Annotated in this window: 2 protein-coding genes; both read left to right on the top strand. The window is 73.9% G+C overall.

Features of this window, described 5'->3' with window-relative positions:
- Window positions 1-139: 139 nt before the first annotated feature.
- Window positions 140-11167, top strand: a complete 11028-nt coding sequence (locus CP982_RS01840) for a non-ribosomal peptide synthetase (RefSeq protein ID WP_150508824.1) — start codon at window positions 140-142, stop codon at window positions 11165-11167.
- Window positions 11164-24585 carry an amino acid adenylation domain-containing protein gene (locus CP982_RS01835; protein ID WP_150508823.1) on the top strand — a complete coding sequence of 4474 codons (13422 nt, stop codon included), beginning with the start codon at window positions 11164-11166 and terminating at the stop codon, window positions 24583-24585. Before CP982_RS01840 ends, CP982_RS01835 begins: the two co-directional genes overlap by 4 nt.
- Window positions 24586-24591 lie beyond the last annotated feature (6 nt).

Here is a 24591-nt window from a genome sequence, read left to right as displayed (position 1 = left end):
CGTAACTTAATCAATTGTTCAATGATGAGTTGAGCTTTCATGCGCCCTCTCTATAGGGCGTACGCATTGCCGCGTCTGCACAGCAATTGGGCCCGTGCCGGTACGAGCGGGCTCCAAGGGAATTACGGGGGAGCTAGTCATGTCTGGCCTGGACCGTTCGCCGCTTTCACGCGCGCAGCGCGGCGTGTGGCTCGCGCAGCAACTGGATTCGGTGAGCAGCGCGTACAACGTCGCCCAATACACGGATATCCGCGGGCCGTTGACGCCCACGTTGCTGCTGCGGGCCGCACGGCAGGCGATCGCGGAGACCGAGGCGCTCGGCGTCCGGTTCCAGGAGAGCGGCGCCACCGCCGTACAGATCAGGCGCGAGCGCCCCGACGACTGGGAGCTGCCCTACGTCGACCTCAGCGGCGAACTGCTGCCGCGCGAGGCCGCCGAGCGGTGGATGCGCGAGTCCGTGGAGCGCGCGGTCGACCTGGTGGCGGGGCCGCTGTTCACGGTCGCCGTGCTCCGCCTCTCCCCGGAGTGGCACCTGCTCTACCTCCAGGGGAACCACCTCGTCACCGACGGCTACTCCGGCGCCCTCATCAGCGGCCGCGCGGCCGAGATCTACACGGCCCTCGCCCGAGCGGAGGAGCCGAAGGAGCGCACCTTCGGGACGCTGCCCGAACTCCTCGCCCAGGACGCGGACTACCGCACATCGGCGGCCTACGACGACGACCGCGCCTACTGGGCGGAGCGGCTGCGTGACCTGCCCGCGCCCAGCGCCCTGTCCGGCCGCCCCGTCGCCCCCGCGGGCAGCGCGACGCGCCGCGTCGGACGCATCGGCACCGCGGCCGCGGACACCGTGCGGCAGGCCGCGCGCACGGCCCGCAGCGCCCTGCCCGCCCTGGTCATCGCCGCCACCGCCGGATATCTGCACCGGATGACGGGGGAGCGGGACGTGGTGCTCGGCCTGCCCGTGACCGCGCGCACCAACGCCGCCCTGCGCGCCACGCCCGGCATGGTCTCCAACGTCGTACCGCTGCGCCTCGCCGTCGACCCCGGCGCCACCTGGACCGACCTCGTACGGCAGGCGTCCGCCGAGACCAAGCGCGCGCTGCGCCACCAGCGCTACCTCATCCAGGAGATGCGCGCCGACCTCGGCACCACCGACGCCCTGTTCGCGACGCAGGTCAACATCCTGCCGTTCAGCGGCGGACTGCGCTTCGGCGACGCCGTCGGCGCCCAGACCTATCTCGCCGGGCCCGCCGAGGACCTCTCGTTCGTCCTCCAGGACCACGGCGGCGACGGCATCATCCTCGAAGTCGAGGCCAACGCCGCCTCGTACACGGCCGCCGAGGCCACCGGACACCAGCAGCGCCTGCTCTCCTTCCTGTGCGCGGCCGCCGCGGACCCCGGCGCCACGGTCGGCCGCACCGAACTGCTCACACCGGCCGAGCGCCGCCACGTCCTGACCGGCGGCGTCAGCACCCCGCACCGCGAGGACCCGACGGCCACCACCCTCACCGAGCGCTTCACCGCACAGGTCCGTCGCACCCCCGACGCGACCGCCGTGACCGGCGGCGGCGAGCGCCTGACCTACCGCGCCCTCGACGAGCGCGCCAACCAGCTGGCGCATCGGCTCATCGCGCTCGGCGTACGCGACGAGACCCCCGTCGTCGTGCTCCAGGAGCGCACCGTCGACCTCGTCGTCTCCCTGCTCGCCGTCGTCAAGGCGGGCGGCGCCTACGTCCCCTTCGACCTCCGCCACCCCGACCAGCGACTGCGCGCCATGACGCGGGACACCGGCGCGCCCCTGGTGCTGTGCGACCGCACGACCCTGGAGCGGGCCCGCGCGCTCGGTGTGCCCGCCGTCGCCGTCGACGACCCCGCCAGCCGGGCCGGGCAGCCCGGCGGCGACCCCGACGTCGTCTGCCGCCCCGCCCAACTGGCGTACGTGATGTACACCTCGGGCTCGACCGGCGCCGCGAAGGGCGTCGCCGTCACGCACGAGGACGTCCTCGGGCTCGCCCTGGACAGCGTCTGGCGCGGCGGCGCGCAGCAGCGGGTGCTCTTCCACTCGCCCGCGGCCTTCGACGCCGCGACGTACGAGCTGTGGGTGCCGCTCCTCGGCGGCGGCGAAGTCGTCGTCGCGCCGCCCGGCGAACTGGACCTCCCCACCCTGGGCGCCACCCTCGCCCGGCACCGCGTCACCTCGCTGTGGCTGACGGCCGGGCTGCTCCGGCTCGTCGCCGAGGAGGACCCCGGCTGCCTCAAGGGACTCACCGAGCTGTGGGCGGGCGGCGACGTCGTGCCCGCGGCGACCGTGCGCCGGGTGCGCGAGGCCTGCCCGGACGTCACCGTTGTCGACGGCTACGGACCGACCGAGGCCACCACCTTCGTCACGTACCACCGGTTGCCCCCGCAGGCCGGCGTGCCCGACCTCATGCCCATCGGCCGCCCTCTCCAGGGCATGCGCGCTTACGTCCTCGACGAGGGCCTGCGGCCGGTGCCGCCGGGCAGCGTCGGCGAGCTGTACGCCGGTGGCATCGGCCTCGCGCGCGGCTACGTCCGGCAGGCAGGCCCGACCGCCGAGCGCTTCGTCGCCGACCCCTTCGCCGCCGACGGCTCGCGCATGTACCGCGTCGGCGACCTGGTCCGCTGGAACGCCGACGGCGACCTGGAGTTCGTCGGACGCGCCGACGACCAGGTGAAGATCCGGGGCTTTCGCATCGAACCGGGCGAGATCGAGGCCGCGCTCGCCGCGCACCCGCGCGTCGCGCACGTCGCCGTGGACGTCCGCACCGGCCCGCGCGGCGACAAGCGCATCGTCGCCTACCTGGTCGCCGAGGAGGCCGGGGACTGCCTCGACATCGAGGACCTGCGCGCGCACGCCGCCCGCGACCTACCCTCGTACATGGTGCCCGCCGCGTTCGTCACCCTGGACGCGCTGCCGCTGACCAACAACGGCAAGGTCGACCGCAAGGCGCTGCCCGAGCCCGTCCTCACGGCCGCCGCCGAGACCGGACGCGCCCCGGCGACCCCGGTCGAGACGGCGCTGTGCGCGCTGTACGCGGACGTGCTCGGCGTCGCGTCCGTCGGCGCCGACGAAGGCTTCTTCGAGCTCGGCGGCGACAGCATCATGGCGATCCAGCTCGCCAGCAGGGCGCGCCGCGCGGGCCTGGTGTTCACGCCGCGCGACGTCTTCACGCACCGCACCGTCGCCGCCCTCGCCCTCGTCTGCGGGACCGAAGAGGCGGCCCCCACCGAGCGCGACCCGGACGCGGGCACCGGCCCCGTGCCCGCCACGCCCATCGTCGAGTGGCTGCGCGAACGCGGCGGCCCCCTCGACGCGTTCCACCAGTCGACCGTCCTCGGCGTCCCGGCGGGCCTCGACGAGCAGGCCCTCGTCCGCGCCGTGCAGCATCTGCTCGACCGGCACGACGGGCTGCGCCTGCGGCTCACCGTCGAGGACGGCGCCTGGCAGCTGGCCGTCACCCCGCGCGGCACGGTGTCCGCCAAGGAGTGCGTCACGCGCGTCGACGCCGCGCACCTGGACGGCGACGCCTTGCGCGCGTTCGTCGACGAACAGCGCGAGCAGGCCGCGCGCCGCCTCGCGCCCCGAGACGGCGCACTCGTCGAAGCGGTGTGGTGCGACCGCGGCCTGGACGAGCCGGGCCGCCTCGTGCTCGTCGTGCACCACCTGAGCGTCGACGGCGTCTCCTGGCGCATCCTGGTGCCCGAACTCGCCGCCGCCTACGAGGCCGAGGCGCGGGGCGAGGCCCCGGACCACGGCCCGCTGACCACCCCGCTCAAGGAGTGGGCCGAGCAGGCCGTACGCCTCGCACACGCACCGGAGCACACCGCCGGACTCGCCCTGTGGCAGGACATCCTCGGCACGGACGAGCAGCCGCTCGGCCGCCGCCCCCTGGACCGGGCCCGCGACACCGTGGCCACCGAGGCCCGCCTGACCCGCACTCTGCCCGCCGAGCTGACGGGCCCGCTGCTCACCTCCGTGCCCGCCGCCTTCCACGCGGGCGCCACCGACGTGCTCCTCGCGGGCCTCGCGCTCGCCGTCACCGACTGGCGGCGCGCCACCGGCCGCGCCACCGAGCCGGTCCGCGTCGACGTCGAGGGGCACGGCCGCGAGACGGAGTCCTTCGGGGCCGACCTGACCGGCACCGTCGGCTGGTTCACCTCCCTGTACCCGGTCCGCCTCGACGCGCCCGGCGACCTCGCGGGCGTGTGGACCGGGGGCGCGGCCACCGGCGACCTCATCAAGTCCGTCAAGGAGCACCTGCGCGCCCTGCCCCACCACGGCCTGGGGTACGGCCTGCTGCGCTACCTCAACGCCGACACCGCCGCCGTGCTCGGCGCGCGGCCGCACCCGCAGATCGGCTTCAACTACCTCGGCCGTACGTCCGGCCTCGGCACCGACGACGCCGGCGACCTCGCCTGGACCCTCGACACCGACGGGCTCCACGGCGGCGCCGACCCGCGGATGCCGCTCGCACACGCCCTGGAGATCGAGGTCATCGCCCAGGAGACGGGCGACGGCGACGAGCTGAGCGTGGTCTGGCGCTGGCCCGCGGACCTCTTCGACGAGCGGGAGATCGCCGCGCTCGCGGACACCTGGCAGCGGGCCCTGGGAACCCTCGTACGCCATGCGCAGACCCCCGGTGCGGGCGGGCACACGCCGTCCGACCTGGACCTCATCGCCCTGACGCAGACCGACATCGACGCCCTGGAGGCGGAGTTCACCCCCGCCTACGGCGGCGTCGAGGACATCCTGCCCGTCACGCCCTTCCAGGAAGGGCTCCTGTTCCACGCGCTGTACGACACGGCGGCCGCCGACGTGTACACCGCGCAGTTCGCCTTCGAACTCACCGGTGAGCTCGACCCGGCCGCCGCCGGGGCGCTGCGCGCCGCCGCCCACGAACTGGTGCGCCGCCACCCGGCGCTGCGCAGCGCGTTCCGGCAGCGCGGCGGCGACGGCGCCTGGACCCAGGTCGTGGCCCGCGACGTGCCCCTGGACTGGCGGGAGACCGACCTCAGCGGCCTGGACCCGGCGGCGCGGCGCGACCGGCTCGACGAGATCCTCGCCGAGGACCGGGCCGGGCGCTTCGACGTCTCCACGCCGTGCCTCGTCCGCTTCGGCCTGCTGCGGCTCGCCGCCGACCGGCACGTCCTCGTCCTCATGAACCACCACGTGGTCCTCGACGGCTGGTCCACGGCGCTCCTGATGGGCGAGCTGTTCACGCTGTACACCCAGGGCGCCCGCACGCTGCCCGCCGTGCGGCCCTTCCGCGACCACCTCGCCTGGATCACCCGCCAGGACCACGACGAGACGCTGCGCGCCTGGACGGACGCGCTCGCCGGGGTCGACGAACCCACCCTCCTCGCCGCCCCCGCGGGCGCCGCCCCGCCGCGGCGCCCCGAGCGGGTCTCCGTCGACGTCTCCGCCGAGCTCACCCAGCTCCTCCTGACCGCCGCGCGCGGCCGCGGCCTGACCCTGAACACCCTGGTGCAGGGAGCCTGGGGCATCCTGCTCGGCGCGCTCACCGGACGCGACGACGTGGTCTTCGGCGCCACCGTCTCCGGCCGCCCCGCCGATCTGCCGGGCGCCGAGGACGTCGTGGGCCTGCTCATCAACACCGTGCCGGTCCGGGTGCGCCCGGCACCCGGCGCCACCGCCGCGGAACTGTTCGGCGCGGTGCAGGCCGAGCAGTCGGCGCTCACCCCGCACCACCACGTCGCCCTCACGGACCTGCACGCCGCGACCGGCCTCGGCGCCCTCTTCGACACCTGCCTGGTCTTCGAGAACTACCCGGTGGACATGGCGGCGCTGCGGCTGCCCGACGGCGGGATCGGCGTCACCGGCGTCACCGTCCGCGACGGCGCGCACTACCCGCTGCGCCTCGTCGTGCTGCCCGGCCACCACGACGGCGGGCCGCTGCGCATCGCCCTCGACCACCGCCCCGACGTGCTCGGCCGCGCGGAGACCGAACGCATCGGCCTTCGCCTGCACCGGCTCCTCGACGCCCTCGCCGCGGACCTCGACACCCCGCTCGCCCGCCTCGACCTGCTCGCCCCCGAGGAGCGCGCCCAGGTCCTGACCGAGTGGAACGCGACCGCGCACCCGGTGCCCGACACCACCCTGCCCGCCCTCGTGGAGGAGCAGGCCGCCCGCACCCCCGGCGCGGCCGCCCTCCACCACTCCGGCACCACCTGGACGTACGCCGAACTCAACGCGCGCGCCAACCGGCTGGCCCACCACCTGCGCGAGCGCGGAGCACGCCCGGAGACCAAGGTCGGCATCGCCCTGGAGCGCTCGCCCGAACTCGTCCTCGCGCTGCTCGCCGTCGTCAAGACCGGCGCCGCCTACGTGCCGCTCGACCCGGACCACCCCGCCTCGCGCACCGAGCAGATCCTCACCGACGCCGCGCCCGACCTTGTCCTGACGACCACCGCGCTCGCACCCCGCCTGCCCGACGGCGTCCCGGCCCTCGCCCTGGACAGCGACGACACCCAGGCGCGCCTGCGGTCCTGCCCGGCCACCGACCCGGGCACGGAGCGGCCCACCGGCCGCACCCCCGCGTACGTCATCTACACCTCCGGTTCCACCGGCCGCCCCAAGGGCGTGGTCGTGGAGCACGCCGCGATCGTCAACCGCCTGCTGTGGATGCAGCACCAGTACGGCCTCGACGCCACCGACCGGGTGCTCCAGAAGACCCCGTCGAGCTTCGACGTGTCGGTGTGGGAGTTCTTCTGGCCGCTGATCAGCGGGGCCGCGATCGTCGTCGCGCCGCCCGGAGCGCACCGTGAACCCGCGCTCCTCGCCCGACTGATCCAGGACACCGGCGTCACCACCGCCCACTTCGTGCCGTCGATGCTGCGTGCCTTCACCGACGAGCCCGCCGCCCGGGACTGCGCGGGTCTTCGCCGTGTCTTCAGCAGCGGCGAGGCCCTGCCCGCCGACCTCGTCGAGGACTTCCAGCGGATCTGCGACGCCCCGCTGCACAACCTGTACGGGCCTACCGAGGCCGCCGTCGACGTCACCCACTGGACCTGCCCGCGGCAGGACGTGCCGCGCACCGTGCCCATCGGCCGCCCCGTGTGGAACACCCGGATCCGGGTCCTGGACGCGGCCCTGCGCCCGGTGCCCCCGGGCGTCACCGGCGAGCTGTACCTGGCGGGCGTCCAGCTCGCCCGCGGCTACCTCGACCGGCGCGGCCTGACCGCCGAACGCTTCGTGGCCGACCCCTACGGCCCGCCCGGCACCCGCATGTACCGCACCGGCGACCTCGGCTCCTGGGACGCCGAGGGCAGCGTGCGCTACGCCGGACGCTCCGACCACCAGGTCAAGATCCGCGGCCAGCGCGTCGAACTCGGCGAGATCGAGGCCGCGCTGAGCGCCCACCCGACGGTCGGCCAGGCCGCCGCGGCCGTCGTGGACGGCAGGCTCGTGGCGTACGCGCTGCCCGCAGGCGCCTCCCTGGACACCGAAGCGCTGCGCGCCCACCTCGCCGCCGAACTGCCCGCCCACATGGTGCCCTCGGCGTTCCTCACCCTCGACAGCTGGCCGCTGACGCCCAGCGGCAAGCTCGACCGCAAGGCGCTGCCCCGCCCCGGCTTCGAGGCCTCCGCGAGCAGCCGCGCGCCCCGCACCGAGCGGGAGGCCGCGCTGTGCGCGCTCTTCGCCGACGTGCTCGGCGTGGCGCGGGTCGGCATCGACGACAGCTTCCTCGACCTCGGCGGGCACTCCCTGCTCGCCACCCGGCTCACCAGCCGCATCCGCGCCGAACTCGGCACCGAGGTGCAGATCAAGGACCTGTTCGAACAGCCCACCGTGGCCGGACTCGCGGCCCGGATCGACGGCACGGCGGGGGAGGCGAGGCCGCGGCTCGCCGCCACGGACCGGCCCGCGGCCGTACCCCTGTCGTACGCCCAGCGGCGCCTTTGGTTCCTCAACCGTCTTGAGGACGGCTCCTCCGCCTACCACATGCCGCTCGCCGTGCGCGTGCGCGGCGCCCTCGACCGCGCGGCGCTCACGGCGGCCCTCGCCGACGTCGTGGCGCGGCACGAGAGCCTGCGCACCGTCTTCCCGGAGACCGACGGCGAACCGCACCAGCTGGTGCGCCCCGCCGCTCCCGTCGAGCCGGAGGTCCGCGACTGCCCGCCCGACCGGCTGGACGACGAGCTGGCCGCCGCCATCGCCCGCAAGTTCGACCTCACGGACGAACTCCCGCTGCGAGCGCACCTGTTCAGCGTCGGCGCCGACGAGCACGTCCTGCTGCTCGTCGTGCACCACATCGCCGCCGACGGCTGGTCCATGAGCCCGCTCGCCCGGGACATCTCCCTCGCCTACGCGGCCCGCGCCCAGGGCGGCTCCCCTGCCTGGCAGCCCCTGCCCGTGCAGTACGCCGACTACACCCTGTGGCAGCGCGAGCTGCTCGGCGACGAGGCGGACCCCAAGAGCCCGGCGGCCCGCCAGACCGCGTTCTGGCGCGCGGAACTGGCCGGAGCCCCCGACGAACTCCAGCTGCCCTACGACCGCCCGCGCCCGCGCACCGCCAGCCACCGGGGCGCGACCGTGCCCGTGCGGCTCGGACCCGACACCCACGCCGCCCTGGCGCGGCTCGCCCGCGACGGCGGCGCCAGCCCCTTCATGGCCGTACAGGCCGGGCTCGCCGCACTCCTGTCGCGGTGGGGCGCGGGCACCGACATCGTGCTCGGCACCTCCGTGGCCGGGCGCACCGACGTCGCGCTCGACGACCTCGTCGGCTTCTTCGTGAACACCCTCGTGCTGCGCACCGACGTGTCGGGCGAGCCGACCTTCCGCGAACTCCTGGGCCGGGTCCGCGCTGCCGACCTGGCGGCGTTCGCGCACCAGGACGTCCCGTTCGAGCACCTGGTGGAGCAGCTCAACCCGGCCCGGTCCATGGCACGCCACCCGCTGTTCCAGACCATGCTGACGTTCCAGAACACCACGGCCGCCGACATCGGCATGGCCGGGCTCGACGCGACCGTCGAGCGGGCCGGCGTCGCCTCCGCCAAGTTCGACCTCGCCTTCAGCCTCACCGAGCGGTACGACGGCGACGGCGTCGCACTCGGCATCGAAGGCGAAGTGGAGTACGCCACGGACCTGTTCGACGCCGCCACCGTCGAAGGCCTGGTCGCCTCCTTCGCACGCCTCCTGGAGGCGTGCGCGGCCACCCCGGACCGCCCTGTCAGCGCGGCCCCGGTGCTCGCGCCCGAACAGCACGCCCTGATCGTCGAGGGCTGGAACGACACCGCGCGCGCGAACCCGCCCACCACGCTGCACGCCCTCGTGGAGGCGCAGGCGGGCCGCACCCCGGACGCCGAAGCGGTCCTCGCGGCAGGCGTCACCCTGACCTACCGGGAACTCGACGAGCGGGCCAACCGGCTCGCGCGCCACCTCGTCGCACGGGGCGCGGGCCCCGAGGACTTCGTCGCCCTCGCGCTGCCCCGCACCGTCGAGACCCTCGTCGCCGTGCTCGCCGTGCTCAAGGCGGGCGCCGCGTACGTCCCGGTCGACCCGGCCTACCCCGCCGAACGGATCGCCCACATCCTGGGCGACGCCCGCCCGGCACTCCTCCTCACCACGGCGGACACCGGGCCCGCCACGGCCGAGGTGCCGCGCCTGGTCCTCGACGACCCCGAAACGGCCGCCGCCGTCGCCGCGCATCCCGCGACCCCGCTCACCGACGCCGAACGCCGCGCCCCGCTGCGCGCGGGCCACCCCGCGTACGCCATCTACACCTCAGGCTCGACCGGCACGCCCAAGGGCGTCGTGGTGCCGCACGCCAACGCCGTGAACCTCGCGCTGTGGGCCGTCGAGGAGTTCGGTCCCGAGCGGCTCGCGCGGACGCTGTGCGCCACGTCCCTCAACTTCGACGTCTCCGTCTTCGAGCTGTTCGGGCCGCTGGCCTGCGGCGGCCGCGTCGAGATCGTCCGCGACCTGCTGGCCCTCGGCGAACTGCCGCACTGGGACGGCACGTTGATCAGCGGCGTGCCCTCGGCCTTCGCCGGAGTGCTGAGCGGAGCCCCGGGCAAGGTCACCGCCGACACCGTCGTCCTGGCGGGCGAGGCGCTCTCCGCGCAGGCCATGGCCGACATCCGCGCCGCCGTCCCCGGCTGCCGGATCGCCAACATCTACGGGCCGACCGAGGCCACCGTCTACGCCACGGCCTGGCACGCCGAGGCCGACGCGGACGGCGACGCCGACACCGACGCGGACGGTGACAGGAGCCCGTTGATCGGAGGCGCCCGGAGCCCGCTGATCGGGCGGCCCGTCCGCAACACCCAGGTCTACGTCCTCGACGCGCGCCTTCGGCCGGTGCCGCCGGGCGTCGCGGGCGAGCTGTACCTCGCGGGCGCCGGACTCGCCCGCGGCTATCTGCGCCGCCCCGCACTGACCGCGGAACGCTTCGTGGCGAGCCCGTTCACGCCCGGCACGCGCCTGTACCGCACCGGCGACCTGGTGCGCTGGACCGGCGACGGCCGGCTCGACTACCTCGGCCGCTCCGACCAGCAGGTGAAGATCCGCGGCTTCCGTATCGAACTCGGCGAGGTCGAGTCCGTCCTTGCCGGGCACCCCGCCGTGGCCCACTGCGTCGCCACCGCCGCCGAGGGCCCCGCAGGAGACCTGCGCCTGGTCGCGTACGTGATCCCCGAAGGCACCCCGGACGCCGGACTCGCCGGCGCGCTGCGCGAGCACGCCGGACGCGCCCTGCCCGCCTACATGGTGCCCGCGCACCTGATCACCCTGGACGCGCTGCCGCTCACCCCGAGCGGCAAGCTCGACCGGTCCGCGCTGCCCGCGCCCGACGTCCGCGCGGACGAGCACACCGCCTACCGCGCGCCGCGCGACCACCGCGAGGAGACCCTGGCGGGCATCGTCGCCGAGGTCCTCGGCCTGGAGCGGGTCGGCGTCGACGACGACTTCTTCGTCCTCGGCGGCCACTCCCTGCTCGCCACCCGCGTGATCAGCCGCATCCGCGCCGCCCTCGGCGTGGACCTGCCGCTCGGCGCCCTGTTCGAACACCCCACGGTGGCCCGCCTCGCGCAGGCCGCCGCCACCGCAGCAAGCACCACCACGGAGCAGGGCCGCCCGAGCCGTCCCGTCCTGCGCCGCATGCGCCGTCCCGAGGAGGACGAATGATCCCGCTCTCGTACGCCCAGCGCCGCCTCTGGTTCCTCAACCGCCTCCAGGACGGCACGGCGCTCTACAACATGCCCCTCGCGCTGCGCCTGACGGGCCGCCTCGACCGCGAGGCGCTGCGTGCCGCGCTCACCGACGTCGTCGAACGCCACGAGAGCCTGCGCACCGTCTTCCCCGAACGCGACGGCGAACCGCGCCAGCGCATCCTGCGCATGGACAAGGTGCGCCTCGACATCGTCGAACGGACCTGCGCTGAAGCCGAGTTGGCCGCGGAGCTGACCGCCGCGGCCGGTCACCGCTTCGACCTGGCCACCGACCTGCCGCTGCGCGTGGAGCTGTTCTCCGTCGCCGCGGACAGTCACGTCCTGCTTCTGGTGCTGCACCATGTGGCGGGTGACGGTTGGTCGCTGGCGCCGCTGGCGCGTGATGTGTCGGTGGCGTACGCGGCCCGTGCCGAGGGCCGGGCGCCGGGGTGGGAGCCGTTGCCGGTGCAGTACGCGGACTACGCGCTGTGGCAGCAGGAACTCCTCGGCGACGACAGCGACCCCGACAGCCTGATGGCACGTCAGACCGCCTACTGGCGCGGCGCCCTCGCCGAACTGCCGGACGAGGTGGGCCTGCCGGGCGACCGGACGCGCCCCGCCGTGAGCAGCGAACGCTCCGGCAGCGTCCCCTTCGCCGTGGACGCCGCCGTCCACGCGCGCCTCGCCGGACTCGCGCACGAGTGCGGGGCGAGCGTCTTCATGGTGGTGCAGGCGGCCCTGGCCGCGCTCCTCGCCCGGCTCGGCGCGGGCGAGGACGTGCCGATCGGCTCCCCCGTGGCGGGCCGCACGGAAGAAGCCCTCGAAGACGCGGTCGGCTTCTTCGTGAACACGCTGGTGCTGCGCACCGACGTCTCCGGCGACCCCACCTTCCGCGAACTGCTCGGCCGCGTCCGCGCGTCGGACCTGGCCGCGTTCGCGCACCAGGACGTGCCGTTCGAGCGCCTGGTCGAGGCCCTGAACCCGGCACGGTCGCGGGGGCGCCACCCCCTCTTCCAGGTCATGCTGGCCTTCCAGAACACCGAGCTGCCCGTCGTGGACCTGCCGGGCCTGCGCGTCGCCCCCGAGCACCTCCCGCGCACGGGCGCCAAGTTCGACCTGCACATCGAGGTGGGGGAGAGCCTCACCGCGGGCGCGCCCGGCGGCATCACGGGCTGTGTCGACTACTCCGCCGACCTGTACGACCGCGAGACGGTCCAGGCGTTCGCGGACCGGCTCACCGCCTTCCTGGGCGCGGTGTGCGCCGCGCCGGACCTGCCGCTCGCCCGCCACGACATCGCCACACCGGCGGACCGCCGCGTCCTCGCCGACGTCAACGACACCGCGCGTGAGGTCCCCGCCGCCACCCTGCCGTCCCTCATCGAGGAGCAGGCCGCCCGCACCCCCGACGCCCCCGCCCTCGTCTTCGGCGACACGACCCTCACCTACCGCGAACTCTCCGCGCGCGCCAATCAGCTGGCCCGCCACCTCGTCGGCCTGGGCGCCGGGCCCGAGACGACCGTCGCGCTCGCCCTGCCCCGCTCCTTCGAGCTGATGGTGGCCCTCCTCGCCGTCCTCAAGTCCGGTGCGGCCTATGTGCCCGTCGACCCCGACTACCCGGCCGACCGCATCGCGTACATGCTCGACGACGCGGCCCCCGTCGCCGTCCTCACCCACAGCGACCTGACGGCCCAGCTGCCGGAGACGCCCGCACCTCTGGCGCTCGACGACCCCGGCTTGCGCGCCCTCGTTGCGGAGTACGCCGACCACGACCTGACCGACGCCGAGCGCGCCACCGCCCCGCGGCCCGCCAACGCCGCGTACATGATCTACACCTCGGGCTCCACCGGCCGCCCCAAGGGCGTCGCCGTCCCGCACGACGCGATCGTGAACCGGCTCCTGTGGATGCGCGCCGAGTACGGCGTCAGCGACCGCGACCGCGTCCTGCAGAAGACGCCGTCGAGCTTCGACGTGTCCGTGTGGGAGTTCTTCCTGCCGCTGCTCTCCGGCGCGGTCCTCGTCATGGCCGAGCCCGGCGCCCACCGCGATCCGGCCCGCCTCGCCGCGACCGTCCAGCGCCACGGCGTCACCATGACCCACTTCGTGCCGTCCATGCTGCACGCCTTCGTCGACGAGCCCACCAGCGCCGCGTGCGTCAGCCTGCGCCACGTGGTGTGCAGCGGCGAGGCCCTGCCCGCCGACCTGGCCGCCCGCTTCCACGACGTGCTCGGCGCCGAGCTGCACAACCTGTACGGCCCGACCGAGGCCGCCGTCGACGTCACCTACCACCGCGCGTCCCCCGACGAGACCGGCGGTACGGTCCCGATCGGCCGCCCCGTGTGGAACACCCAGGTGCACGTCCTCGACCGCGCCCTGCGCCCCGTTCCGCCCGGCGTCATTGGGGAGCTGTACCTCGCGGGCGACCAGCTCGCACGCGGCTACGGGCGACGCCAGGGACTGACCGCCGAGCGCTTCGTGGCCTGCCCGTTCGCGGACGGCGCGCGCATGTACCGCACCGGCGATCTCGTCCGCTGGGACCGCCACGGCCGGCTCGTCTTCGTAGGCCGCGCCGACCACCAGGTCAAACTGCGTGGCCTGCGCGTCGAACTCGACGAGATCGCGGCCGTGCTCGCCACCGCGCCCGGCGTGTCCTGGGCGACCGTCGTCGTCCACGAGCGCGCCGCGGGCGACGAACTCCTCGTCGCCTACGTGCACGGAGACGCCCCCGGGGACGAGGCGGCGCTGCGCGCCCACGCGGCCGCCGCACTGCCCGACTACATGGTCCCGTCGGCCGTCATCGCCCTCGACGCCGTGCCCCTGACCCCGAGCGGCAAGCTGGACCGCAAGGCACTGCCCGCCCCCGAGTTCACCGCGGCGAGCACCGGCCGGGCCCCGGCCGACGCCACCGAGGAAGCCCTCTGCGACATCTTCGCTGAACTCCTGGGCACCGACCCGGTCGGCGCCGACGACGACTTCTTCGCGCTCGGCGGCCACTCGCTGCTCGCCACCCGGCTGATCGCCCGCGTCCGCTCCGCCCTGGACGTCGAACTGCCGCTGCGCGCCGTCTTCGACGCCCCGACAGTCGCGGGCCTCGCCGCACACGTACGCCACGCGGCCACCGGCACGCGCCCCGCCGTGCGCGCCGTGACCCCGCGCCCCGAGCGCCTTCCGCTCTCGGTCGGCCAGCGCCGCCTGTGGTTCCTCGACCGCCTGGAGCCCGGAAGCGACGCCTACAACATGCCCCTCGCGCTGCGCCTGACGGGCCGCCTCGACCGCGAGGCGCTGCGCGCCGCGCTCGCCGACGTCGTCGAACGCCACGAGAGCCTGCGCACCGTCTTCGCCGAGACCGACGGCGAACCGCGTCAGGTGATCCTGTCCCCGGACCGCGCGATCGTGCCCTTCGACGTACGCGACTGCACCGAGGACGGCCTGGCGGCGGACCTCGCCGAGGCCGCCCGCCACCGCTTCGACCTCGCCACCGACCTTCCCGTGTACGCCCGCCTCTGCGCGACCGGTCCGGAAAGCCACGTCCTGCTTCTGGTGCTGCACCATGTGGCGGGTGACGGTTGGTCGCTGGCGCCGCTGGCGCGTGATGTGTCGGTGGCGTACGCGGCGCGTGCCGAGGGCCGGGCGCCGGGGTGGGAGCCGTTGCCGGTGCAGTACGCGGACTACGCGCTGTGGCAGCAGGAACTCCTTGGCGACGAGAGCGACCCTGGCAGCCTCCTCGCCCGCCAAGTCGCCCACTGGCGTGATGCGTTGGCGGACCTCCCCGAGGAACTCCCGCTCCCCGCCGACCGGCCGCGCCCCCCGCACCCCAGCTACCGCGCCGAGACCGTGCCCTTCACGGTGGACGCCGACGCGCACGCGCGCCTGGTGGACCTCGCGCGGGCGAGCGGAGCGAGCACCTTCATGGTGGTGCAGGCGGCGCTTGCGGCGCTCCTCGCGCGGTTGGGTGCGGGTGATGATGTGCCGATCGGTTCGCCGGTGGCGGGGCGTGCGGATGAGGCGCTGGAGGATGCGGTCGGTTTCTTCGTGAACACGTTGGTGCTGCGCACCGACCTCTCTGGTGCCCCGACCTTCCGTGAGCTGATTGCCCGGGTGCGGGAGTCGGATCTGGCGGCGTTCGCGCATCAGGACGTGCCGTTCGAGCGTCTGGTGGAGGTCTTGAACCCGCCGCGCTCCCTGGGGCGCCACCCGTTGTTCCAGGTCATGCTGGCGTTCCAGAACACCGAACTGCCCGTCGTGGACCTCCCCGGCCTGCGCGTCGAGGAGGCACCCGGCGCACCTGTCGCCGCGAAGTTCGACCTCATGGTCAACCTCCGGGAGCGGCAGGGCGAGAACGGCGCCGCCGCGGGTCTGGAAGGCACCGTCGACTTCGCCACCGACCTCTTCGACCGGGCGACGGCACAGGGCATCGCCGACCGGCTCGCCGCGTTCCTGACGACCGCCGTACAGCACGCGGACCGCCGCCTCGGCGCCTTCGAACTCCTCACGGACGGCGAGCGCGACGACGCCCTCGCGGCCGGACAGGGCAGTGAGGTGGCTGTTCCGGCGGGGGCGACGCTGGTGTCGCTGCTGCGGGAGCAGGTTGCCGCACACCCTGACGAGATCGCCGTCGTGGACGGTGAAGTCGCGCTCTCGTACGGAGAGTTGTGGGCTGTGGCTGGTGGTTTGGCTGCGCGGTTGGTGGGCTGTGGTGCTGGTCCTGGTGTGGTGGTGGGTGTGGTGGTGCCGCGCTCGGTGGAGTGGGTGGTGGCGCAGGTGGGTGTGGCGTTGTCGGGTGCGGCGTGGTTGCCGTTGGATGCTGGGCTGCCTGCGGAGCGGATCGCTGGAGTGCTGGGCGAGGCCGAGCCCGTCGTGGTCGTCGTGCTGGAGGAGACAGCGGGCCTTGTGCCGTCGGGGCTCGCCCACCTCGTCCTGGACCGTGAACAGGCCGAGCACGTGGATCTGCCCGCTGTGTCCGGTGGGGATGGCGCGTATGTGATCTATACGTCGGGTTCGACGGGTCGTCCCAAGGGTGTGGTGGTGTCGCAGGGTGCTGCGGTGAATCACATGGTGTGGATGCGGGCGGAGTTCGGTGTCGGTGCGGGTGATCGTGTGCTGGCGCGGACGTCGCCGGGTTTTGACGCGGCGGTGTGGGAGTCGTGGTTGCCTCTGGTGTCGGGTGCTGCGGTGGTCGTGGCGTCGGATGAGGTGGCCAGGGAGCCGGAGCGGCTGATCGTGTTGATGCGGGAGCGTGGGGTGACGGTCGCGCAGTTCGTGCCCACCTTGCTCGGGGCTGTCCTTGAGGTGCCGCAGGCACGTGAAGTCACCTCCCTGCGGCGGGTGTTCGCCGGTGGTGAGCCCTTGCGGGCGTCTTTGGCTGCGTCCGCCGTGGACGTGTGGGGTGTACGTCCGGTCAATCTGTACGGTCCGACGGAGACGACGATCCAGGTCACTTTCGGCACGGGCACTGGCGTGGAGGGTGGCACGGTCCCGATCGGCCGTCCGGTGTGGAACACGCGCCTGTACGTCCTGGACGCGCATCTGCGGCTGGTCCCGCAGGGTGTCGTCGGTGAACTGTATGTGTCCGGTGAGGCGTTGGCGCGCGGTTATCTGAAGCGGCCGGGTCTGACGGCGGAGCGTTTCGTGGCCGACCCTTTCGCCGCCGGTGAGCGGATGTATCGCACGGGCGACTTGGTGCGCTGGGGGTCGGACGGGCAGCTCGTGTTCGTCGGCCGTGCTGACGATCAGGTCAAGCTCCGCGGCTTCCGCATCGAACCCGGCGAGATCGAAGCCGCCATCGAGGCCCTGGACGGTGTGTCCCGGGCCGTCGTGACACCGCACTCGACGTCTGCGGGCGAGCAGCACCTCGTCGCCTACGTCATCGGCACCACGGACGCGTCGGCCGGGTTGAGCGCGGCCCTGGCCCGGAAGCTGCCGGCGTACATGGTGCCGTCGCTCTTCGTGGCCCTCCACGCATTCCCCCTGCTGTCCAACGGCAAGGTGAACCGGAAGGCCCTCCCCGCACCCGACTTCGCTCCGTCGGAAGCGGGCCGGGCGCCCACGACACCGCGCGAGGAGCAGCTCCGCGCACTGTTCGCGGACGTACTCGGCCTGGACGAGCAGCACGTCGGCGTGGACGACAACTTCTTCGCCCTGGGCGGACACTCGCTGCTCGCCACCCGGCTCGCCAGCCGGGTCCGTGCCGCCATCGGCGTCGAGATGCCCCTGCGGGCGCTCTTCGAGGCGCCGACCGTGGCCGCGCTCGCCACCGCCCTGGAGCAACAGGCCGCGACGTCCCGCCCCGCCCTGCTCCCCGCCGCGCGGCCCGAGCGGCTCCCGCTCTCGTACGCCCAGCGCCGCCTGTGGTTCCTCAACCGCCTGGAGCCGGGCAGCGGCGCGTACAACATGGCGCTCGCGCTGCGCCTGACGGGCCGCCTCGACCGCGAGGCGCTGCGTGCCGCGCTCGCCGACGTCATGGAGCGCCACGAGAGCCTGCGCACCGTCTTCCCCGAGCGGGACGGCGAACCGGAGCAGCTGGTGCGTGCCACCACCGCAGCGACGGTACCGCTCACCCTCACCGACATCGCCGAGGACGGTCTCGCGGCCGCGCTGCACGCCGCCGTCCAGGAAGGCTTCGACCTCGCGGCGGAGCTGCCGCTGCGGGCCACGCTGTTCCCGGTCGCCGCGGACAGTCACGTCCTGCTTCTGGTGCTGCACCATGTGGCGGGTGACGGTTGGTCGCTGGCGCCGCTGGCGCGTGATGTGTCGGTGGCGTACGCGGCCCGTGCCGAGGGCCGGGTTCCGTCGTGGGAGCCGTTGCCGGTGCAGTACGCGGACTACGCGCTGTGGCAGCGGGAACTCCTCGGCGACGAGGGCGCCCCCGACAGCGTCCTCGCCCGCCAGATCGCCCACTGGGAGACCGCCCTTGCGGGCCTCCCGGAGGAAGTGACCCTGCCCGGCGACCGCGTGCGCCCCAACGTGGGCAGCGACCGGGGCGGCAGCGTGCCCTTCGCACTCCCCGCCGACGTCCACGCGCACCTCACGCGGCTCGCCCAGGACAGCGGCGCCAGCGTCTTCATGGTCCTCCAGGCGGCGCTTGCGGCGCTGCTCGCGCGGTTGGGTGCGGGTGATGATGTGCCGATCGGTTCGCCGGTGGCGGGGCGTGCGGATGAGGCGCTGGAGGATGCGGTCGGTTTCTTCGTGAACACGCTGGTGTTGCGTACCGATGTGTCCGGTGACCCGACCTTCCGTGAGCTGATTGCCCGGGTGCGGGAGTCGGATCTGGCGGCGTTCGCGCATCAGGACGTGCCGTTCGAGCGTCTGGTGGAGGTCCTGAACCCACCGCGCTCCCTGGGGCGCCACCCGCTGTTCCAGGTGATGCTGGCCTTCCAGAACACCGACCTGCCCGCCATGGACCTCCCCGGCCTGCGCGTCACGCCCGAGCAACTGCCGCGCGGCGGCGCCAAGTTCGACCTCTCCGTGGACGTGGGGGAGACCTTCGCCGACGGCGCGCCCGGCGGCCTCACAGGCTCGGTCGACTACTCCGCCGACCTGTACGACCGCGAGACGGCCCAGGCCTTCGCGGACCGGCTCGCCGCCTTCCTGACGGCGGTCTGCACCGCGCCCGATCAGCGCGTCGCCCACCACGACCTCACCACACCCGCCGAGCGCGACCTGCTCCTGCACCAGTGGAACGACACGAGCCGGGACATCCCGGACGGGCTCGTCCACGAACTCTTCCAGGACCAGGTACGCCGCTCCCCGGACTCCGTGGCCGTGGCCTACGAAGGCATCGAGCTGTCGTACGCGACGCTGAACGCCGAGGTGAACCGGCTCGCCCGGCTCCTCGTGGCGCGCGGCGCGGGCCCGGAGCGCTTCGTGGCCATGGCGATGCCGCGCAGCGAGCGGATGCTCGTCACCCTGCTCGCCGTCCTGAAGTCCGGCGCCGCCTATCTGCCCGTCGACCCCGAGTACCCGGCCGACCGCATCGCCTACATGCTCGACGACGCCGACCCGGCGCTCGTCGTCACCGTGTCCGAGGTGGCCGGGCGGCTGCCGCTCGACGGGCGCACCGCGGTCGTCCTCGACGAGCCCGCCCTGCGCGCGGAACTCGCCGAGCACGTCGCCACGGACCTGCGCGACACCGAGCGGACCGCGCCGCTGCGCGCGCACCACCCCGCGTACCTGATCTACACCTCGGGCTCCACGGGCCGCCCCAAGGGCGTCGTCGTGCCGCACGCGGGCCTGCCCAGCCTCGGGTGGTCCAAGGTGGAGTGGTACGCGACCAAGCCCGACAGCCGCGTGTTGCAGTTCTCCTCGCTCAGCTTCGACAGCCACGTTTCCGAGGTGTGGTCCGCGCTGCTCAGCGGCGCCCGCGTGGTCATCGCCCCGCTGGAGCGGATGATGCCGGGCGACCCTCTGGTCGCACTCGTCGCCGAGCAGGGCATCACCCACATCGACCTGCCGCCCGCCGGACTCGCCGTCATGCCCGACGGGTCCCTGCCCGAGGGCGGCACCCTGATCGTCGGCGGCGAGGCCAGCTCACCCGCCCTGGTGCGGCGCTGGTACCGCGACCGCCGCATGATCAACTCATACGGTCCGACCGAGGCGACGGTCTGCGCGTCGATGAGCGACCCGATCGCCGACCCCACGATCCCGCCCATCGGCCGTCCCATCTGGAACAAGCGCGTCTACGTCCTCGACCAGGGCCTGCGCCTCGTCCCGCCGGGCGTCGTCGGCGAACTCTACGTCTCCGGCACCGGGTTGGCGCGCGGCTACCTGAAGCGCGCGGGCCTGACGTCGGAGCGCTTCGTGGCCGACCCGTTCGCCACCGGTGAGCGCATGTACCGCACCGGTGACCTGGTGCGCTGGGGTGCCGACGGACAGCTCGTCTTCCTCGGCCGCGCCGACGACCAGGTCAAGCTGCGCGGCTTCCGCATCGAACTCGGCGAGATCGAGGCCGCCATCGAGGCCGAGCCCGGCATCGGGAAGGCCGTCGTACGCCTGCATCAGGACGAGGCGGGGGACAAGCGGCTCGTCGCCTACGCCGTCGGCACCCCCGACCGCGTCGGTGCCCTGCGCGAGCGGCTCGCCGCGAGGCTGCCCGACTACATGGTGCCGTCCGCGTTCATGGCCCTCGACGCGCTGCCCCTGATGCCCAACGGCAAGGTCAACCGCAAGGCCCTGCCCGAGCCGGAGTTCGCGCCCGCCGAGGCCGGGCGCGCCCCGCGCTCGCCCCGCGAGGAGATTCTGTGCGGCCTGTTCGCCGAGGTCCTCGGCGTGCCGGGGGTCGGCATCGACGACAGCTTCTTCGCGCTCGGCGGCCACTCGCTGCTCGCCACCCGCCTGGCGAGCCGCATCCGCACCGTCTTCGGCACGGAGATGCCGCTGCGGACGCTCTTCGAGGCGCCCACCGTCGCCGCGCTCGCCACCGCCCTCGACGAGCGGCACGAGACCGGGCGCCCCGCCCTGCTCCCGGCCGCACGCCCCGAGCGCCTTCCGCTCTCCTTCGCCCAGCGGCGCCTGTGGTTCCTGGAGGCCTTCACCGGGCCCACGCCCACCTACAACGTGCCGATGGCGCTGCGCCTGACCGGCGCCCTCGACCTCGACGCGCTCCGCGGGGCGCTCGCCGACGTCGTGGCCCGGCACGAGAGCCTGCGGACCTTCTTCCCCGAATCCGGGGGCGGGTCCGGAGCCGAGTCCGGCGGCGACCCGTGCCAGGTCGTGCTGGCGGCGGACGCGACCGCCCTCGACGTGGGCCTGAGGGACGTACCCGACGAGGAGGCGCTCCGTGCGGAGGTCGCCCGAGCGGCCGCGGACACCTTCGACATCACCGCGCGGCCGCCGCTGCGCGCCACCGTGTTCCGGCTCGCGGACGACGAGCACGTCCTGCTGCTCGTCCTGCACCACATCGTCACCGACGGCTGGTCCACGGCCCCGCTCGTCCGCGACCTGACCACCGCCTACGCGGCCCGCCGCGCGGGCGAGAGCCCCGCGTGGCCCGAACTGCCGGTGCAGTACGCCGACTACACGCTGTGGCAGCGCGAGCTGCTCGGCGACGAGCACGACCCCGACAGCCGTGCCGCCCGCCAACTCGCCTACTGGACCGAGGCACTGGCCGCCCTGCCGGAGGAGCTGGCCCTGCCGGCCGACCGGCCGCGGCCCGCACAGTCCACGGGCCGGGGCGGCAGCGTGCCGCTGCGTGTCGATGCCGAGGCGCGCGAGCGCGTGACCGACCTGGCCCGGCAGACGCACACCAGCGTCTTCATGGTGCTCCAGGCCGCGCTCGCCGGATGGCTGACCGCCCTCGGCTGCGGCGACGACATCCCGATCGGCACGCCCGTCGCCGGGCGCACCGACGAAGCCACCCACGACCTGGTGGGCTTCTTCGTGAACACCCTGGTCCTGCGCACCGACGTCACGGGTGACCCGACGTTCCACACCTTGCTGGAACGCGTCCGTGACAGCGACCTGAGCGCGTACGCCCACCAGGACCTGCCCTTCGAGCGCCTCGTGGAGGCCCTCAACCCGGCACGGTCCATGGCCCGGCACCCGCTCTTCCAGGTCATGCTCACCCTCCAGAACACGGAGCTGCCGCACACCGAACTCGACGGCCTCACCGCCCGCCCCGAACCCGTGGCCGCCACCGCCGCCAAGTTCGACCTGTCCCTCACCCTGGGGCAGGACCTGGAAGGCGAGCTCGAGTACTCCGCCGACCTCTTCGACACCGACACGGCGCGGTTCCTCGCCGACTCCTTCGGACGCTTCCTCGCCGGTGCGGTGGCGGACCCCGGGGCCCGCGTGAGCGGCGTGGACCTGCTCGCGGAGGGAGAGCGCGACAGGCTGACCGCGTGGGGCACCGGGGACACTACCGAGGTCCCGGCGGGGGCGACGTTGGTGTCGCTGTTGCGGGAGCGGGTTGTCGCACACCCTGATGAGATCGCTGTGGTGGACGGTGAAGTCGCGCTCTCGTACGGGGAGTTGTGGGCTGTGGCTGGTGGTTTGGCTGCGCGGTTGGTGGCTTGTGGTGCTGGTCCTGGTGTGGTGGTGCCGCGCTCGGTGGAGTGGGTGGTGGCGCAGGTGGGTGTGGCGTTGTCGGGTGCGGCGTGGTTGCCGTTGGATGCTGGGCTGCCTGCGGAGCGGATCGCGGGGGTGCTGGGCGAGGCTGGGCCGGTCGCGGTCGTCGTAGCGGAGGAGACGGACGAGCTGGTGCCCGCCGACCTCACGCGAGTCCTCGTTGGCGAGGGCCGCGCGGCGGCCGCCGAGCTGCCTGTTGTGTCGGGTGGGGATGGCGCGTATGTGATCTATACGTCGGGTTCGACGGGTCGTCCCAAGGGTGTGGTGGTGTCGCAGGGTGCTGCGGTGAATCACATGGTCTGGATGCGGGCGGAGTTCGGTGTCGGTGCGGGTGATCGTGTGCTGGCGCGGACGTCGCCGGGTTTTGACGCGGCGGTGTGGGAGTCGTGGTTGCCTCTGGTGTCGGGTGCTGCGGTGGTCGTGGCCTCGGATGAGGTGGCCAGGGAGCCGGAGCGGCTGACCGTGTTGATGCGGGAGCGTGAGGTGACGGTCGCACAGTTCGTGCCGACCCTGCTGGCCGCCGTCCTGGAGGTCCCGGGAGCGGCGGACGTCACCTCCCTGCGGCGGGTGTTCGCCGGCGGTGAGCCCTTGCGGTCCTCGCTGGCTGCGTCCGCCGTGGACGTGTGGGGCGTGCGCCCGGTCAATCTGTACGGTCCGACGGAGGCGACGATCCAGGTCACCTTCGGCACGGGCACCGGCGTGGAGGGTGGCACGGTCCCGATCGGCCGTCCGGTGTGGAACACGCGCCTGTACGTCCTGGACGCGCATCTGCGGCTGGTCCCGCAGGGCGTCGTCGGCGAACTGTACGTGTCCGGTGAGGCGTTGGCGCGCGGTTATCTGAAGCGGCCGGGTCTGACGGCGGAGCGTTTCGTGGCCGACCCCTTCGCCGCCGGTGAGCGCATGTACCGTACCGGTGACTTGGTGCGCTGGGGGTCGGACGGACAACTCGTCTTCCTCGGCCGTGCCGACGACCAGGTCAAGCTCCGCGGCTTCCGCATCGAACCCGGCGAGATCGAAGCCGTACTCATGCGGCACGAGAGCGCCCGGCAAGCGGCTGTCGTCGTCCGTGAGGACCGACCGGGGGACACGCGCCTGGTGGCGTACGTCGTACCGGAGGCTCACGACGCGACGGACCCGGCCGGGCTGCGCACGCACGCCCTGGGTCTGCTGCCCGACTACATGGTGCCCTCGGCCTTCGTGGCCCTGGACGCCCTGCCGACGACACCCAACGGGAAGCTGGACAAGCGGGCCCTGCCCGCGCCCGTGCTTCCGGCCGGAAGCACGGGCGCGGGGCGTGTCGCGGGCACGCCGCAGGAGCAGGTGCTCTGCTCGCTGTTCGCCGAGGCGCTCGGCGTGCCGCAAGTCGGTCCCGACGACGACTTCTTCGCGCTCGGCGGGCACTCGCTGCTCGCCGTACGCCTGATGAGCACGGTACGGAGGACGTTCGGCACCGAACTCGGGCTGCGGGCGCTGTTCGAGACCCCGACCGCGGCCGGGATCGGCGCGCGGCTCGGCGAAGGAGCCGCCGACAACTCCTTCGACGTGCTTCTCCCGCTGCGCACCACCGGCAGCGCGGAACCCGTCTTCTGCGTGCACCCCGTCCTCGGGCTGAGCTGGAACTACGCGGCACTGCTCGCACACGTGGGCGCGGAGCGTCCGGTGTACGGCCTGCAGGCGCGCGGCATCACGGAGCCGGACGCCCGGCCCGAGTCCATCGAGGAGATGGCCGAGGACTACGTCGCCCGCGTCCGGGCCGTGCAGCCCGAGGGCCCCTACCACCTGCTCGGCTGGTCGCTCGGCGGCACCGTCGCGCACGCCATGGCGCGGCTCCTGGAGAAGGACGGTGAGCAGGTCGCGTTCCTCGCGCTGCTCGACTCCTATCCGGCCGACGACGCCGCCAAGGACCCGGACGTCCTCGACGCGGAGGCCGAGGACGAAGTGCTCGCCGCCCTGCTGCCGGGAGCCGGGAGCGCGGTGCGCGACCTGGCCGAGCGCGGCGCGGAACGCCGGGACCTCCTCGCGCTGCTGCGCGCGGAGCAGGCCCAGCGGCTCCACCTGGACGAGGACACCGTGGCAGCCGTCCTCGACACGGCCGTGCACAGCAGCCGTCTGATCCGCGACCACACGCCCGGCAGCGTGGACTGCGACGTCCTCTTCGTCACCGCCACGCGGGACCGCCCGGCCGACGCGGTCACGGCACGGGAGGCCTGGCAGCCGTACGTGGCGGGCGCGATCGCCGAGCACCGCGTCGACTGCCGACACGCCGACCTGCTCGCGGCCGAGGGGGTCGCCGCGCTCGGCCCGGCCGTCGCCGAGGCCCTCGACGGCGACGCGTGACCTCTC

It is taken from the genome of Streptomyces spectabilis (assembly GCF_008704795.1).
GTDB classification, from domain to species: Bacteria; Actinomycetota; Actinomycetes; order Streptomycetales; family Streptomycetaceae; genus Streptomyces; species Streptomyces spectabilis.
This window is presented reverse-complemented; position numbering and strand designations above follow the sequence as displayed.

Bases quoted from the DNA above. Each gene is read 5' to 3' on its own strand.
- CP982_RS01840 (WP_150508824.1), top strand. From the start codon at position 140: ATGTCTGGCCTGGACCGTTCGCCGCTTTCACGCGCGCAGCGCGGCGTG.
- CP982_RS01835 (WP_150508823.1), top strand. From the start codon at position 11,164: ATGATCCCGCTCTCGTACGCCCAGCGCCGCCTCTGGTTCCTCAACCGC.